The sequence below is a fragment of the Tumebacillus sp. BK434 genome (assembly GCF_004340785.1).
Classification (GTDB): Bacteria; Bacillota; Bacilli; order Tumebacillales; family Tumebacillaceae; genus Tumebacillus_A.
This window is the reverse complement of sequence record NZ_SLXS01000002.1, coordinates 612,349-627,672: the sequence shown is the minus strand read 5'-3', so window position 1 is coordinate 627,672 and position 15,324 is coordinate 612,349. Positions and strand designations below refer to the sequence as shown.

Sequence of the window (15,324 nt, the reverse complement as noted above, 5' to 3'; positions counted from 1 at the left end):
CTCTCCCTCCAAAAACTCTAGTCTTCCGTCTTCACGATCGGCGCAAAGCGGGCGAGCAGCTTTTTCATGCCGATCGCCAGGTCTTCAAACTGAATGTACAGCTCGAGATTGTCCCCGGCCCCTTCCGTCTTGACGATTTCACCAAGCCCCCATTTGCGGTGTGAGACCCACTCGCCGACTTCCCACGTCAGGTTGGGGTCCGCTCCGAAACCGCTCGGCACGCGGGCGCCGTTTTGCAGGCCCGGAATCTCGCTTCGCACGCGGTCCTGCATCGGCTGGCGGCGGATGATGCCGACTTCCTCGATCAGCTGCGGCGGGATCTCACGGATGAAGCGCGACGGCGCGTTCGCTTTGATCTGGCCGTACATCATGCGCGATCCGGCGTGCGAGAGGAACAGCTTCTCTTCGGCGCGGGTGATCCCGACATACATCAGGCGGCGCTCCTCTTCCACGTCGCGCTCGTCGCCGCCGGTCAAGGTGCGGTTGCTCGGGAACATGCCTTCTTCGAGGCCGACGAGAAAGACGACGGGGAACTCCAGCCCTTTGGCTGCGTGCAGCGTCATCAGTTTGATCGACTCCGGCCCTTCTTCTCCGTCCGACTGCTCGCTGTCGGCGATCAAGGCGACTTCGGAGAGGAACTCGACGAGGCGGTTCTCTTCGGACAGGTCGTGCTTGTTGTCGAACTCCGCGGTGACCGACAGGAATTCGTCCAAGTTCTCCAAGCGCGCGTCCGCTTCCAAAGTCTTCTCCAGTTCCAGCTCTTTGCGGTAGCCGGTCAGCTTCAGCACTTCGGCGGTCAGATCGGACACCGTCAAGTACGGCATCTGCGAAGCAAAATTGCGCATCAGCAGGACGAACTCTTTGATCGCCCCGTTCGCTTTGCCGCGAATGCCGATGTTTTCGATCTCCATCAGGGCCTGGAAGGCCGACAGCTCATTCGCAGCCGCGTAGTCGAGAATCTTGCCGACGGTGGTGTCGCCGATGCCCCGCTTCGGCACGTTGATCACGCGGGTCAGCGAGAGGTCGTCGTTCAGGTTGGCGATCAGGCGCAGATAGGCCAAGAGGTCTTTGATCTCTTTGCGCTCATAGAACTTGATGCCGCCGTAGATCGTGTACGGCACGGTCGATTTCAGCAAGGATTCCTCGATCACGCGGGACTGGGCGTTGGTGCGGTAGAGCACGGCGATGTCGGAGTGCTTGCCGCCGCCTTTGATGTGTTCGAGCGACTGCTGGATGACGAACTGCGCTTCGGCGTGCTCGTCGTACGCTTTGTACAGCTTGACCAGCTCGCCTTCCGGTTTTGTCGACCAGAGATTCTTCTCTTTGCGCTCGGAGTTGTTTTCGATGACTTTGTTCGCAGCTTGCAGGATGAAGCCGGTGGAGCGGTAGTTCTGCTCCAGCTTGATCACCGTCGTCTCCGGATAATCTTTTTCAAAATGGAGGATGTTGGTGATGTCCGCCCCACGCCAGGCGTAGATCGACTGGTCGGAATCGCCGACGACGCAGATGTTGCGCTTTTTCTGGGCGAGCAATTGCACCAGCTGATACTGCGCCTTGTTGGTGTCCTGATACTCGTCGACGTGGACGTAATGCCAGCGATTTTGGTAGAACGACAGCACCTCTTCATGGTGCCGGAACAGGTAGACCGTCTTCATGATCAGGTCGTCAAAGTCCATCGCGTTGTTCGCCTTCAGCTTCTTCTGATAGGCGATGTAAACGTCGGCGGCGACCTTGCCGAACACGTCGCCTTCGCGCACCGTGTCGGCGAAGCGCTCATGTGTCAGCAGGTCGTTTTTCGCGTTGGAGATCATCGCGAGCAAGCCGCGCGGGTCGAACTTTTTCGGGTCGATGTTCAGCTCTTTCAAGCATTGTTTGACGGCGGTGAGCTGGTCGCCGGCGTCGAGAATGGTGAACGAGTTGGTGTACCCGAGCTTGTCCGCATCGCGGCGCAACACGCGCACGCACATCGAGTGGAAGGTGGAGATCCAAACGTCATACGCATTCGGGCCGATCAGGTTCTCGACGCGCTCGCGCATCTCTTTTGCCGCTTTATTGGTAAAGGTGATCGCGAGAATCTGCCATGGCGCCACGCGGCGCTCCCCGATCAGATAGGCGATGCGCCGGGTCAGCACGCTCGTCTTGCCCGAACCGGCTCCCGCGATGATCAATAGCGGGCCTTGGCTATGCAGCACCGCTTCTTTTTGCTGCGGATTGAGACCTTCGAGCATCTTCTCTCCGCCTTGTATTGAAAACATGTGCAACACCTCATGTCTAGTACTCAGTGCATCTTGAAGCTCATTATAGCAAACATAAGTTCCCATATCTATGCTCACCATCTACAGACAATAAAAACAGACGCAGCGAAAAAAGTCTATGAGCTGCGTCATATTTGCGAGTTTATTTGCCGCGCGTATCGGCCAGCCGCACCATCATCAGTTCGGCGGCGTATGGCCCGGTTTTTTCATAGAATTTGCGGATCTGCGAGAGTTCGACCTCGGCGATGTCGCGCGGCATCAGCATGTGGAATTGGATCAGGGTCGCGACATGCAAGGCAAACTCGTGATCATAGCCAAAGCGCGTCAAAATCCGGTACGCCAGCTGCGCGCCGAGGTTCTCGTGATCGTAGAAGTGCCCGTTCAAGCTGGTCTGGATGTGCGCTTTGGGGATCTGCTCCCCTTCTACGACGTAATACTCGCCCGAATCGCGCCCGTCGCGAATGTCCGCTCCATTTTCGATCTCGACGCGCTCTTTCGCTTTGAAACGGCCGTAGGGCGTTTTGATGACGCCGGTAAACTGCTTGATCCCGGGGTAGGCTTTGCCGATGTCATGCAAAAGCAGCGTCCAGACCATGTGCAGCGACGTGCCGGCGACGACTTCGGTTGCTTTGATGATGTGTTCGAAGACGGTGAAATGGTGGTAGGGGTTGTGCTGGTCGAGCGGGATGGCGCGGTGGAGCTCGGGAAGCCATTTTTCCAAACGTCCGTCCGCTGCCAATTCGCGCACCACTTGGACGGGATGCTTGATGAACCGGGCTTCGTGTTCTTGGAAGAAAGCGGCCGCTTCTTCATGCACCGCTTCGGCGGTGCGCACTTCGATGCGGTCGAAGTCTTCCGCATAGGTCGGGATCTGCAAGAGCCGTTCATAGCGGCGGATCTGCGCTTCGGAGACGGACGGTTCGCCCGCTGCCTGGCGCTTGCCGTTCATCGCCACCGCTGCTTCCAGCGGCACGTTCAGAAAAATGGCCTCAGTCTGATAGCCATGCTGGCGCGCCAGTTCCAGATAGGGTCTTCTGTATTTCGGAACGCGGTGTTTGGCGTCGAGCACGACCTGGCGGCCACCTGCCATCGCCTGTGTCAGGCGGTCTTTGACGGCAGCCAGCACCGCGTCGTTGATGTCTCGGGTGATCGTCTGCTCGCCAAACAGTTCCTTCTTCACATCGTCGGCGTGAATCCAGACGCCTTGGTTGGCCGCGGTCAGGTCGCGTGCGACCGTCGATTTGCCGCTGGCGGGGATGCCGACCAGCACGGTGAGGACAGACATGGGGGACGCTCCTTCCATACATTGCGTTGCATGTAGCATGCGCTGTTCTAGTGTTTCCTAATATATGTTATAATCGATGAATATTCGGTCTATCCGGCTCATAAGTATGTTCGGATGCTACTGCCTGCATATTATAGAGTGAAATGAATGGGAGTGATGACTCGAAATGAACATCGTAATGGCCCTACTCGCACTTGGGTTCCTGATCTTCATCCACGAACTTGGACATTTCTGGGCTGCGCGTGCCACCGGCGTCCGCGTTGATGAATTTGCTGTCGGATTCGGCCCCTCGATCATCAAGCATCAGCGCAACGGTGTCTTGTATCGGTTGAACTGGATTCCGCTGGGCGGGTACGTGAAGATGTATGGAGAGGACAACCCGGAAGCGGCAGCCGCACCCGATAATTTTAACAATCGTCCTGTAGGCGCGCGAATTCTCGTCATCGTCGCAGGGGTGATCATGAACATGATCGGCGCGTTCCTGATCCTGGCCTTGCTGTTCAACTTATATGGCGCTCCGAAAGCCAACCTGTTTATCGGCGAAGTCAAGGCTGGTCAGCCGGGCGCTGCAGCAGGGCTTTTGGCCGGCGACCAGATCAAATGGATCGAAGGCAAAGAGATGGAGACGCCTGCCGAGTTTAACGAAGCGGTGCAGACTCACTCCGGCAAGCCCTTGGAACTGGGCGTCCTGCGCGATGGCAAGCGCGTCGACCTGACCGTCACGCCGCAAATGAACGCAGCGGAAGGCAAGCCGATGATCGGCATCGCGCTGCAGCAGCAGACAAGCTTTGTCAAAGCGGGCGGGTTTGGCGAAAACACCGCACAGGCGTTTCGCAGCACCGGCGAGCTGACCGCGATGACGTTTGACGGCTTCAAGCAGCTGGTGACAGGCGCCGTCTCGTTCAAAGAGATCGGCGGACCGGTCGAGATCATTCGCATCACCGGACAAGCGTCCGACAACGGCGTGCAGCATTATATGTACATCGTGGCGCTGCTGTCGATCAACCTCGCCGTCTTGAACATCCTGCCTTTCCCGGCGCTCGACGGCGGACGGCTGGTGTTCCTCTTGGTCGAATGGATTCGCCGTGGCAAACGCATCTCGCTGGAGCGGGAAGCGAGCATCAACTTTATCGGCATTCTGTTCCTGCTCACCTTGATGGTCGTCGTCACGTTTAAAGACGTCTTCAACATCTTCTCGAAATAGCTGCCGATCCCCTCTTCGGAGGGGATTTTTGTTTGGCCCGCTTTTTTTGAAAAAAGCTATTGACTCTCCGAATCACCCTATGTTATTCTATATCTCGTTGACGGGTGAACAGCCCGCCGACAGGAACTCAATTGAATATGTCGGAATGTAGCGCAGCTTGGTAGCGCGCACGCTTCGGGAGCGTGAGGTCCAGGGTTCGAATCCCTGCATTCCGACCATCTTTGATCTTCTTTTTGTAGGATCGGAATGTAGCGCAGCTTGGTAGCGCGCACGCTTCGGGAGCGTGAGGTCCAGGGTTCGAATCCCTGCATTCCGACCATTTTTATTTTCTCCAACTTTTCAACTAGATTCATCCCTATCGGAATGTAGCGCAGCTTGGTAGCGCGCTCGCCTTGGGAGCGAGAGGTCCAGGGTTCGAATCCCTGCATTCCGACCAACTGAGAAACCACCGATCTTCGATCGGTGGTTTTTTGTCGTTGTTATTTCACAGCGCGGACCGTATCGGCCAGCACCTGCTGCCAGCGATCGGTATAGAGCGCGTTGCCGATGATCAGGGTGTCGGCATGCTGCGCCATCGCGGCCGCTTTTTCGTAGGAGTCGATGCCGCCGCCGTAAAAGAGGTGGGCGCGGCGGAGCGTGCGGGCGACTTCGGCGAGCAACGCCGGGTCGCCGAAAGTGCCGCTGTATTCGATGTAGAGCACCGGGAGCGAAAAAAGCGCCTCAGCTGCGGCGGCGTAGGAAGCGGCCGCTTGCGGAGTGAGCCTGCTGTTCGCACCGGTGAGTCGGGCGACGGCAGCCTCCGGGTTGAGCACGAGGTAGCCTTCGACGAGCACTTTGCTCCAGTCGATCCACGGGCCGAATTTCTCCAGGGCCTGCGCATGGGCGCCGATCAGCCAGTGCGGGTCGGAGCTGTTCAGCACGACCGGGATGCAGTAGCCGTCCACCCCGTCGACGACAGCGTCGCCGGTCGAGACTTCCTGCCAGAGCGGCAGGTCGGGCGCCAGGCGGCGCAGGCGGCCGAGCAGTGTGTTGGTGTTTTCGTAGGTGATGTCCTGTGTGCCGCCGAGAAAGACGGCGTCGGTGCCGGATGCGGCGATGGCGAGCACCACCTCGTCGCAGAGCGGGCGGGCCGGGTCGAGTTTGACGACGTGCCGCCAGTGGCGCCAAGGAGGTGAGGTGTGGGCGGTCGTCAAGGACGCGGGCCTCCTCTCGGTTGTCATAACAAAACCCCTGCCGGTGGAGAAGCAAGGGTTTCTGTGCGCTATTTCTCTGCTAAGCGATCGAGCACAACCTTGTAACCGTCGGTGCCGTAGTTCAGGCAGCGCTTGACGCGGGAGATGGTCGCGGTGCTCGCACCGGTCTCCGCTTCGATCTGGTTATACGTTTGGCCTTTGCGCAGCATGCGTGCCACTTCGAGACGCTGGGCCAGCGATTGCACTTCGTTGACGGTGCATAGATCATCAAAAAACTGATAGGCTTCTTCGAGCGTACGCAGTTGGAGGATCGCTTCGAAGAGCTGATCGACCGTTCTGTCGCGCAGTTTATCCAGTTGCATTGGGCTATCCCCTCCAAACCCCCCGTATATTTGAGGCGCACAGACTGTACAGCAGTGACGCTTTACTCCTGTGACGCTAACCTATTCGACAGTGTAATTATGTATTCCTGCAAGTGCAGCATGGACTTGTTCTTACTCATTATTGACCAGAAACGGCCGCGTTGCAAGGTGGTCCCTCATTTTCTTTCCTGCACCCATTTCCACTTTTGCTCCTGCACCCACTCCCGCAGCCCTTCCACATCGCGCTCGATCTCGTCTTCGATCCAGCGCTGGAAGTTCAGGGGCAGGTATTCGGCAAACTTCGTCGGCGCCCCGCCTTCCGCTTCGGCGCTGCGGCCCATCATCAGGTATTTGAGTTCCGCGTTGCGGGTCAAGACATCGACGAGGAACACGACCAGCTTTTTGGCCAATCCGTCCGGGATCACCCCGCCTTCCAGCGTCACCGCAAAGGCGGACTGTTTGACAGACAGCCCGATCTCCAGCTCGCGCAGCCAGCCTCGCAACAGCGTCGCCAGCGCATTTTGGCGGCGCGTTCCGGCATAATCGTACAGGGTCAAAGCGCGCGCCCCTTCGCGCAGCACGCGCACACCCGGTTCGAAGCCCAGCTGCTTCGCCGTCATTCGCGCTTCCTGCAGGCGGTGCCAGGCGCGGGGATGCAGGTAGTCGTAGTCTGCGCTTTCCGTATAGGTCGCGTAGATCTGCTCTGCGATCTGCGGATGCACCTGTCGCCCGCCGGACAGCCAGAGCGGCCGCTTGCCGTCAAAAGAAGGCGCGACGTAGACGGTGCTGCGACGGTCGTCGATCTCGAGAATCTCCCAGGTCGCACCGCCGAGCAGCACCGTTTCGCCCGGCATGACAAGCGGCGACGCTTCGATCGTCCCGACCAGCCGCGTGCCGTGCATGACTTTGTAGAGAACCGGCGATTGGAAGACCGAGTAAAAATCCCGCGACCGCACCAGCCGCTCCCCTTGGATGCCGGGGATGCAGCGGCCTTCGACAACCTCCAGCCAGTCAGCGCTTAGCATCCACTCCAACAGCTCGCGGACGCGTGCGGCAGGCAGATCGGAGAACGTCGGGTTGTCGGCGATCTCCTCGAGCAGGTCTTCCCGGTAAACGCCTTTGCGCTCCGTGCAGAGCGCGAGCAGCTGGTGAAACAGCAGGTCATACACGTCGCGGCGCGGCTCGGGCGGCTCGATCCATTTGTCGAACAACAGCTCCGTCACCGCCACCGCCTGGACCAGATCCTCCTCTTCTGTCGCGTACATCATCAGGTAGGAGTCGGCGCCCGCCCGGCGCCCGGAACGCCCGAGGCGCTGCTTGAGCGAAGAGACGGATGAGGTGGCGTCGAGCTGCACGACGAGGTCGAGCGAGCCGATGTCGATGCCGAGCTCCAGCGTGTTCGTGCTGACGACGGTGAGCGGCAGCCGGGTCGTGCGCATCTGCTCTTCGATCCATTCGCGCTCCCCTTTGTCGATAGAAGAATGGTGCGGGTAGTAGCGTTTGGTGTAGAGCGGTCCGGCAAGCTTCCTGCCCGTTTCGTTCAGCTTGTGGGTCAGCTCTTCCACCTGGCCGCGCGAGTTGCAGAAGAGGATCGTTTTCTTGTCTTGGGTCAGGTCATAGATGTCGCGCACCAGCGCTTGGGATAGCCCGGCGCTTTCTTTGCCGAAGAAGTCGGCTTGCAGAAAGATCTGGCGCTTGCTGTCGGCAGGGTTGATCACTTCGACCTGCCCGGGGTCGTCGGCGTGCAGGTAACGCTTTGCGATCTCCGGTGACCCGATCGTGGCGGAGAGGCCGACCATGACCGGGGGCTGCTGCATGTAGCGGCGCATGCGGTGCAGAAGTGACTGGACGTGCAGGCCGCGGTCGCTTTCGAGGAAGGCGTGCAGTTCGTCGAGGATGATGAACTCGACACTTTCGAGCAGCCGGGGCACTTTTTCCGTCTGGTTGACGAGCAGAGATTCGAGCGACTCCGGCGTGATCTGCAAGATGCCGCGCGGGTTGTCCAGCCAGGCCAGCTTTTTGCTGCGCGCCACATCGCTGTGCCATTTCAAGAGCGGAATGTCCAGCGTGTCGGTCAGGCGTTCGATCCGTTCGAACTGGTCGTTGATCAAGGCGCGCAGCGGCGACAGGTAGAGGACTTTCAGCCCGTTCAGCCCTCGTCCGGTCTGCCCCGCCTGCTCCAAGTGGCTCAAGATCGGCAAAAAAGCCGCCTCGGTCTTCCCCGAGGCGGTACCTGCCATCAGCAGGCAGTGCCGTTTCTTGAGCAGCACCGGCACGGCCGCTTGCTGGATCGGAGTGAACTGCCGCCACTCCAGGTTCCAGATTTTCTTTTGTATGGTCGGGCTTAACAACTCGAAGGTCAAACCGGTATCCTCCCTCAACGTCCGATCGTTTTCTACCAGTCTATCCTTCTGCTTGGCAGCTTAAATCCCTGCTGTGATGAATTTCGCGCGCTGTTCGATTTCGCCGATCAGTCCTTGCTCGTCCAGTTTGGTGAGCTTGCGGCCGCGCATCAGCACTTCGCCGCCGACGATGGTGGTGTGGACGTCGGCCCCATTGGCGCTGTAGGCGAGCAGGGCGGTGAGGTCATGGTGCGGGCGGAGGTGGGCGGCGTTCGTGTCGACGAGGATCACGTCCGCCTTCTTGCCCGCTTCCAGCGTGCCGATCGCGCTGTCGAGGGCGAGGACTTTGGCGCCTTCGCGGGTGGCCATCTGCAGGACTTGGGCGGCGGTCAGCGCGGTCGGGTCGAACGTCTGCACTTTTTGCAGCCAGGCTGCCGCTTTGATCTCTTCGAACATGTCGAGCGTCGTCGCCGAACCTGGCCCGTCGGTGCCCAAGCCCACCGTCAGCCCCGCCCGCAGGTATTCGGTGACCGGCGCGATGCCGCAGCCGAGCTTGAGGTTGGAGACCGGGTTGTGCGCGATCCCGCCCCGCAGCTTGCTCTCCCGCAAGATCTCGATGTCCCCCGCCGTCAGATGCACGCTGTGCGCCAACACCACATGATGGTCGAACAGCCCGACCTCTTTCAAGTATTCGGTCGGCGTCAAGCCGTACGCCTTGCGAATGATCTCCACTTCCTCGGTCGTCTCGGCCAGATGGATGTGCAGCGGCGCATTGAACTCGTCGGCCAGCTTGCAGACCTCTTGCAAAAAAGCGGGCGGGCAGGTGTGCGGACCATGCGGACCGGCCATGACGGTGAGGCGTCCGTCTCCGGCTCCGTTCCATGTTTCAAAAAGCGCACGCGCCTCGGCGAACCGCGTTTCCCGCCCTTCCGGCGCGTCGAGCATCCCCCGGGTCAGCGCCGCACGCATCCCGGAGTCGATCACCGCTTGCGCCACGCTGTCGGTGAAGACGTACATGTCGGCAAACGTGCTCGTGCCGGACTTGATCATCTCGACCGCGGCGAGCAGCGTCCCGAGGTACACATCCTCCTGCGTCATCCGCGCTTCGGCCGGCCACATTTTTTGTGACAGCCACTCCATCAGGCGCAGATCTTCCGAGAAGCCGCGCAGGATGCTCATCGCCGCATGGTTGTGGCAGTTGACCAGTCCGGGCAGTGCCACCATGCCCTGCGCGTCGATCACCTCTTCCGCCTGTGCCTGCTGCTCCGCCGACACCTCGCCGACCGCTGTAATCAGATCTCCTTCGATCAGCAGATCTCCCTGGATCGGCGTCACCGTCTCCCCTGTCATCGTCAAAATCATCGCATTGGCAATCAAAAGGCTCATCTTCGCATACCCCTTTCGGAAATGTTGTGACGAGCCCATCGTAAAGGTTGACGCTGCGTCAAGCGCAAGCCCTATTTTTAGCGAATCGGCACCGCGAACAGGATGTGCAGGAAGTCGTTGACCTGCTTGGCCTGTGCCACATAGCCGTTGGCTTCGAACCACTTCAAGAGCAGGGAGCGGTCGGCGTAATACTCGTCCTCGATCTGCGCCCACAGGTCCGCCCGACCTGCGCTCTGGAACTCTTCGCGCACCGCCGCACGCTTCGCCGCACTTTCAAACATCAGATCGGTGATGCAGATCCGCCCGTGCGGCTTGAGGACGCGGCGCATCTCCTCCAGCGCGAGCAGCTTCTGCTCGTCGGTCAGGTGGTGCAGGGCGTACGATGTGACGACAAAATCAAACTGGTCGTCCAGATACGGTACGGCGAGGAAGTTGCCGAGCTTCGTTTCGATCTGCGGATATTTCGCCTGGCACTGGCGTAGCATCTCCCGCGACTGGTCGGTGCCTGCGATTTCAATGCCTTTTGCCAAAAAGCGCCCGGCCAGATTGCCCGTCCCGATGCCGATCTCCAACCCCCGCTCGCCAAGGCGCGGGTTGACCAGCTGGCAGGTCATGTCCAACGCTTCGTTGTAGTTCTGATGCGGATTGAACTCCGGCTCGCGCAGCACCGCTTCGTCATACTGCGCCGCCTGGCGGTCGAATCCCCAGCGGTCGGTCCACGTCTTGCGCAGGTCGCGGTAGCCTTTCGCGCTGTCGACGAGCTGGTGAATGTCCTCCCAGACCAGCTCTTGTTGCTGCTTGGCGTTTCCGATCATGCGATCCAACGTTTCGATCATCCCTTTCAGTTCAATCCATTGCGAAAACATCACGGCGCGCTGCAGTTCGAGGTAATACAGCACGTCCTGCTCGTCGCCCGCGTCCAGCTCGTCGAGCACCTTTTTGATCTCCGGGATGCCCATGCCGACTTCGCGCAGCGAGATGATCGTCTGCAGCCGCCACGCCTCGTTTTCGGTAAACGTGCGGTACCCGTTCTCCTCGTTTTTGTCAGGCGCGATCAGCCCCTTCTGCTCGTACCAGCGGATGGCGCGGGCACTTACCTGCAGCTTGTCTGCGATCTCTTTGATATGCACTCTGCGCATCTTCGCCACCTCCTGTCCTCATCTTAAACGTTGACGTTACGTCAAGGTAAAGCAGAAAAAAAAGCCCCTTTTTGCAAAGGGACTACTCCAGACTTCTGGTGGTCGTGGGAGAGAGGTACGTGCCGATGTTTTCGCCGAGGCAGATGCTGCGCATCGAATCCTGCTGGTCAAAATCGAAGATGTGCAGCGGGATGCCGAAGTCGCGGGCGAGGATCATCGCCGACTGGTCCATCACTTTCAGGTTCTCACGCACCACATCATCATAGGAAATCGAGTGGTAGCGTTTCGCGTCCGGATCTTGTTTCGGATCGGCCGAGAAGATGCCGTTCACGCCGTTTTTGGCAACGAGGATCGCGTCACATTGCAGTTCCAGCGCGCGCTGCACCGCCGGATAATCGGTGGTGACGTAGGGCTGGCCCGTGCCGCCGGCGAGGATGACGATGTAGCCTTTGTCCAAGTGATGAGTCGCGCGCAGGCGGATGAACGGTTCGGCGATGAAGTTCATCTGGTGCGCCGTCATGACGCGCACTTCGCGGTCGGAACGCGCTTTCAGCACGCCGCGCAGCATCAGCGAGTTGATCACCGTGCCGAGGACGCCGATGTTGTCCGCCTCCGCCCGGTCGATGCCCCACGTCTCGGCCACATTGCCGCGGAAGATGTTGCCGCCGCCGATGACGATCGCCACTTCGACGCCAAGGTCGATGACCGAAAGCACCTCACGGGCAATATGCTCCAGCGAATCCGGGTCAAAGCCAAATTCCTCCTGGCCTGCCACCGCAGCTCCGCTCAATTTGATCAGCACTCGTTTGTATCTCGGTTCTGTCATCCAAACTGTCCCTCCCCTTCAAGTTCCTGCAACATTATATCTGGAGCGATTCGGATTTGCACGGTTTGGAAAACGGGTGGCAACGCATGCCTATTGATTTTTATTCATTATGCTTGACTTTTCTTCCACTTAATCCAACGTTCGTCCCACAAAGCGGCGCGATTCCTGTCCGGCCAGTTCGAGGCGTTCCAGGAAGATGTCCGCTTTGCTCATCTCCGGATTCTGATGCAGCACGTTTAAGATCCCGATGAACTCGCGGATCAGTTCGCGCGGCGTGATGAACTGGACACCGCCCGGGCGGGAGAGCGCTTTTTGTACGATCTCCAGCATGTTGTCGTCGCTGACCAGGGCGGTGATGTTCTCCACTTGGTACAACGCTGCATAGATGTCGCGGATCTTCCGGAGCAGCACGAACAGCTCTTCGGCAGACAACGGCGCCAGTTTGATCACCGGCTGGCGCAGGTCGCGGAATTCATGCGTTTCGTATTGGTTGGGCAAGAGCCGCGATTTTAACGCTTTATAGGAAAAGAGTCCGCGGCGCTCGTCTTCCAGAAAATCGGTCGTACCCATGAACAGCACCATCAGGTGTGCGGCGCGGCCTTGGGTGCATTCGTTGTAGAACTCGAGGATGCGCTCGTAGTTTTTGGCGCGGGCGCCGGCGTGGTCGATCTTGTAGAGGTTGACCGCTTCGTCGAACAGGACGAGCAGGCCGCCGTAGCCGATCGACGCGATGAACTGAGTCATCACTTTCAGATAGTCAAACCAGTTGTCATCGTTGATCACATCGCGCACACCAAGGTCTTTTTTCGCTTCCGTCTTGGTGCGGTACTCGCCGCGCAGCCATTTGATGCAGTGCTCTTGGATCGTCTCGTCGCCGCTGAGGTAGGCTTGGTAGTACTTGGTCAGCACGGTGGCGAAGTCAAATCCGCCCGACAGCTCCTGCACCTCGCGGACGACGCCTTGCACCTCCTGGCTGACCAGGCGGGTGAAGCGGGTGTCGGAGGCGTCAGGAATGCTGTCGAAGTCGTGTTCGACGGCGACTTTTTGCTGCAGGTCGGACAGCCAGCGCTCGATCAGGGAGCGCAAGGCGTTGCCGTTCGGCTTCGACTTGGTGGAGAGGTTTTGCATCAGGTCGGAGTAGGTCGCGACGCCTTTGCCGTCGTGGGCGTAGAGGCGGCGGTTGGCGGTCAGGTCGGTGTAAGCGACCACGAAGTTCTCGCGATAGGCGATAAAACGGGTCAAGGTGGCCATGAAGCTTTTACCTGTGCCGTAGTCGCCGATCAGAAACTTCATGCCGGACAGTCCGTCCGCCGCGCCATGCAGATCTTCGACCAGTTGGCGGATCTCCTTGACGCGGCCGACCACGACGTGCTCAATGCCTTCCTGCGGAACGACACCGCCGCCCATCGATTGGATGATGGCGTTGGCCTGGCGCCGGGTCAGTTTGTTGTGCAGCGCTTCACTCATGATTGCAAATCCTCCTCATCGCGTCTTCATGCTCCGCCTCCAGCGTGACCGTCTCTCCGTCATCGAAAAGGATCGGCTCCAGCCCGGCGTCGATCGCCTGCTCGTTGATGCTCATCACCGCCGCGTCGAGGAACATCCTTCTGCTCTTCAGCCAGTCGGACAGCATCCGCCGCGAGGTCTCACCGCTGCAGGTCAGATGGCGCAGGAAGTCCTGCTCGCCTTGGGCCAGCGCTGCGAACAAGTCGTCCAGTTCGCCCGCTTCCGGAAGCGTGAACAAAGAGGCGAGCAGTTCGCCGTCAGCCTTTTGCTCCACCTTGGGCGGAGCGAGGAGCAACTCCTCATTGGCCCCTTCCTCCTGCATCATGTCAACCAGCCAGTCGGTCTCCTGTGCCAGCGCCTGCACGCGGGAAAAGTCGAGCTCGATCGGCTGCTCGGGCAGGTCGTGCGCCATCAACGGCGCCGGAAGATCGGCCGCTTTGTCTCGTGCTTTCGGCTGCGGCTTCGGCTTCGGCGGGTAGTTCGGCTCCAGCTCGGCAAAATAGACGGCGACGCTTTCATCGTATTTGAGCAGCGGTTTGCCGGCCGTGCGGCGGATCAGGTTCTCGGCGCAGCGCAGACCGTTTTTCACCCAATGCACAAACGTGCCCGCATACTCGTAGCGGCGGAATCCATCGAGGTAACATTTCTCGTGGATCGGCGTGTTCGAGAACAGGTAGATCACCGGCTCATCCGTCCAGCGCGCGTATTTGTCCAGCGGGTGCATCCCTTCGATCTGCTGGTACGCCCGGAACGCCGCCTGCATCATGCCTTCGATCTCAGCTTCGATCCCCGGCATCCGCTCGCGGTAAAATCCGGTTTTGGTCATCCCGGCCACTTTCAACAGCAAGGCCATCGGGATGTCCATTTCGCCATAGCGGTACCAGGACAGCTTTTCATACAGATCGCCATTCGGCCCTTTCGTATACCAGTACAGCGCATTGTTCAGATCGCCCAGCTTTAAATACAGGTCGCCGATCCAGCGCACCAAGGTCACATCCAGCTTGGGCTGGATGCTGTGAAACTCCGCGTAAAATTCGGTCAGGCGCTCCACCGCCCTCGCCGGATCGTTGATATATTCAAGACTTAGCAGTTCGTAAATGTGCAGATTCATATAGGACAGGCTCGTCTTCTTCACAACTCCGTGTTCCCAAAGCCCGCGCCAGTACAAAAACCAGCGCAACTGCGCCGTGTCCAAGTGCTCGTGCTTCGGCCAATTGTGAAAGAACTCTACTTCTGGGGCCGGTGTTCCTGCTTCTTCTTTCCATCTCACCACTTGGGCGCGGAATTGCTTTGCTTTCACTTCCCCGAGTTCCAGAGGCCTTCACACCTCCTTTATCCGATGTCCTACTCTTCATCGTACATCATTTGCACAGAAAATGCATGCGCATACAAAAAGGCGGTCAGGATTGACCGCCCCGCAGATAATCTTGAACTCCCAAATACACATAACACAGCATCATCGAACCGAAATAATAAGTCTCCACAAACAGATACGCCGCCAGCCCCGCCAGCGCCAGCGAACCGCCCCACCAGAGCCTGCCCCGCTTCTTTTCCTGCCGGGCCGCCATCTGGATGTTCACAGCCAGATACAGGTCGCTGAGATTGCCGTGCGGGATCCCCTGCAGCACATCGAGCAGGCTCTGCTCGGTGTTCGTCCAGCCAAACTCCGCACCGGCCTGCCGGAACAGTTGCGCCCGCCGGATCGGATCGGGATCGACCTCCCGCAAAAACGTGTACGGCGTGACCTGCTGCTTGAGCGGATGATCTGCCGCCAACTGCTTGCTGACGGCGGTCAGATAGCGCTCCAAGGTGACGTTTTTCATGAC

The 15,324-nt window shown here is 59.2% G+C and carries 12 protein-coding genes and 3 tRNA genes; 4 read left to right on the top strand and 11 right to left on the bottom strand.

All coding sequences use genetic code 11. The features are described 5' to 3' along the window. Window positions 1-17: 17 nt before the first annotated feature. Both pcrA and EV586_RS07035 read right to left on the bottom strand, forming a co-directional pair. Window positions 18-2,255, bottom strand: coding sequence for a DNA helicase PcrA (pcrA, locus tag EV586_RS07040; RefSeq protein ID WP_132944362.1), 2,238 nt, complete (start codon window positions 2,253-2,255; stop codon window positions 18-20). Window positions 2,256-2,397: 142 nt separating this feature from the next. After that, window positions 2,398-3,558, bottom strand: coding sequence for an AAA family ATPase (locus tag EV586_RS07035; RefSeq protein WP_279388278.1), 1,161 nt, complete (start codon window positions 3,556-3,558; stop codon window positions 2,398-2,400). 148 nt (window positions 3,559-3,706) lie between these two features. Between EV586_RS07035 and rseP the strand changes: the two genes are divergently transcribed. The 4 genes from rseP (at window position 3,707) to EV586_RS07015 (ending at window position 5,180) form a co-directional block, all read left to right on the top strand. Then, window positions 3,707-4,744 (top strand): RIP metalloprotease RseP, encoded by a 1,038-nt coding sequence (gene rseP / locus EV586_RS07030; RefSeq protein WP_132944360.1) that lies wholly within the window; start codon window positions 3,707-3,709, stop codon window positions 4,742-4,744. Window positions 4,745-4,885: 141 nt separating this feature from the next. After that, a tRNA-Pro gene (locus tag EV586_RS07025) sits at window positions 4,886-4,962 on the top strand. 24 nt (window positions 4,963-4,986) lie between these two features. Continuing rightward, a tRNA-Pro gene (locus tag EV586_RS07020) sits at window positions 4,987-5,063 on the top strand. 40 nt (window positions 5,064-5,103) lie between these two features. Next, a tRNA-Pro gene (locus EV586_RS07015) sits at window positions 5,104-5,180 on the top strand. A 43-nt stretch (window positions 5,181-5,223) separates the two neighbouring features. Here EV586_RS07015 and EV586_RS07010 read toward each other — a convergent pair. The 9 genes from EV586_RS07010 to EV586_RS06970 form a co-directional block, all read right to left on the bottom strand. Continuing rightward, window positions 5,224-5,937, bottom strand: coding sequence for a geranylgeranylglyceryl/heptaprenylglyceryl phosphate synthase (locus EV586_RS07010; protein ID WP_243652955.1), 714 nt, complete (start codon window positions 5,935-5,937; stop codon window positions 5,224-5,226). 68 nt (window positions 5,938-6,005) lie between these two features. Then, window positions 6,006-6,299 (bottom strand): YerC/YecD family TrpR-related protein, encoded by a 294-nt coding sequence (locus EV586_RS07005; RefSeq protein ID WP_132944358.1) that lies wholly within the window; start codon window positions 6,297-6,299, stop codon window positions 6,006-6,008. 176 nt (window positions 6,300-6,475) lie between these two features. Further along, window positions 6,476-8,662, bottom strand: coding sequence for a DEAD/DEAH box helicase (locus EV586_RS07000; protein WP_132944357.1), 2,187 nt, complete (start codon window positions 8,660-8,662; stop codon window positions 6,476-6,478). A gap of 60 nt (window positions 8,663-8,722) precedes the next feature. Beyond that, entirely contained in the window at window positions 8,723-10,027 is a 1,305-nt protein-coding gene (locus tag EV586_RS06995; RefSeq protein WP_132944356.1) for an amidohydrolase, read from the bottom strand. Between the two features lie 77 nt (window positions 10,028-10,104). Next, a complete protein-coding gene (locus EV586_RS06990; protein WP_132944598.1) occupies window positions 10,105-11,157 on the bottom strand; it encodes a MerR family transcriptional regulator in 1,053 nt (350 codons plus the stop codon). 91 nt (window positions 11,158-11,248) lie between these two features. Beyond that, complete coding sequence (gene pyrH, locus EV586_RS06985) at window positions 11,249-11,992, bottom strand: UMP kinase (protein WP_132944355.1); 744 nt, start codon at window positions 11,990-11,992, stop codon at window positions 11,249-11,251. A gap of 129 nt (window positions 11,993-12,121) precedes the next feature. Then, window positions 12,122-13,459, bottom strand: coding sequence for an ATP-binding protein (locus EV586_RS06980; protein ID WP_132944354.1), 1,338 nt, complete (start codon window positions 13,457-13,459; stop codon window positions 12,122-12,124). Beyond that, window positions 13,452-14,798 carry a TerB N-terminal domain-containing protein gene (locus tag EV586_RS06975; protein ID WP_132944353.1) on the bottom strand — a complete coding sequence of 449 codons (1,347 nt, stop codon included), beginning with the start codon at window positions 14,796-14,798 and terminating at the stop codon, window positions 13,452-13,454. Before EV586_RS06975 ends, EV586_RS06980 begins: the two co-directional genes overlap by 8 nt. Before the next feature lie 100 nt (window positions 14,799-14,898). Then, window positions 14,899-15,321, bottom strand: a complete 423-nt coding sequence (locus EV586_RS06970) for a hypothetical protein (RefSeq protein ID WP_132944352.1) — start codon at window positions 15,319-15,321, stop codon at window positions 14,899-14,901. Window positions 15,322-15,324: the final 3 nt, after the last annotated feature.

Excerpts from the sequence above, each read along its gene's own strand:
- pcrA (WP_132944362.1), bottom strand. The coding sequence starts at position 2,255 with ATGTTTTCAATACAAGGCGGAGAGAAGATGCTCGAAGGTCTCAATCCG.
- EV586_RS07035 (WP_279388278.1), bottom strand. The coding sequence starts at position 3,558 with ATGGAAGGAGCGTCCCCCATGTCTGTCCTCACCGTGCTGGTCGGCATC.
- rseP (WP_132944360.1), top strand. The coding sequence starts at position 3,707 with ATGAACATCGTAATGGCCCTACTCGCACTTGGGTTCCTGATCTTCATC.
- EV586_RS07005 (WP_132944358.1), bottom strand. The coding sequence starts at position 6,299 with ATGCAACTGGATAAACTGCGCGACAGAACGGTCGATCAGCTCTTCGAA.
- EV586_RS06995 (WP_132944356.1), bottom strand. The coding sequence starts at position 10,027 with ATGAGCCTTTTGATTGCCAATGCGATGATTTTGACGATGACAGGGGAG.
- pyrH (WP_132944355.1), bottom strand. The coding sequence starts at position 11,992 with ATGACAGAACCGAGATACAAACGAGTGCTGATCAAATTGAGCGGAGCT.
- EV586_RS06980 (WP_132944354.1), bottom strand. The coding sequence starts at position 13,459 with ATGAGTGAAGCGCTGCACAACAAACTGACCCGGCGCCAGGCCAACGCC.
- EV586_RS06970 (WP_132944352.1), bottom strand. The coding sequence starts at position 15,321 with ATGAAAAACGTCACCTTGGAGCGCTATCTGACCGCCGTCAGCAAGCAG.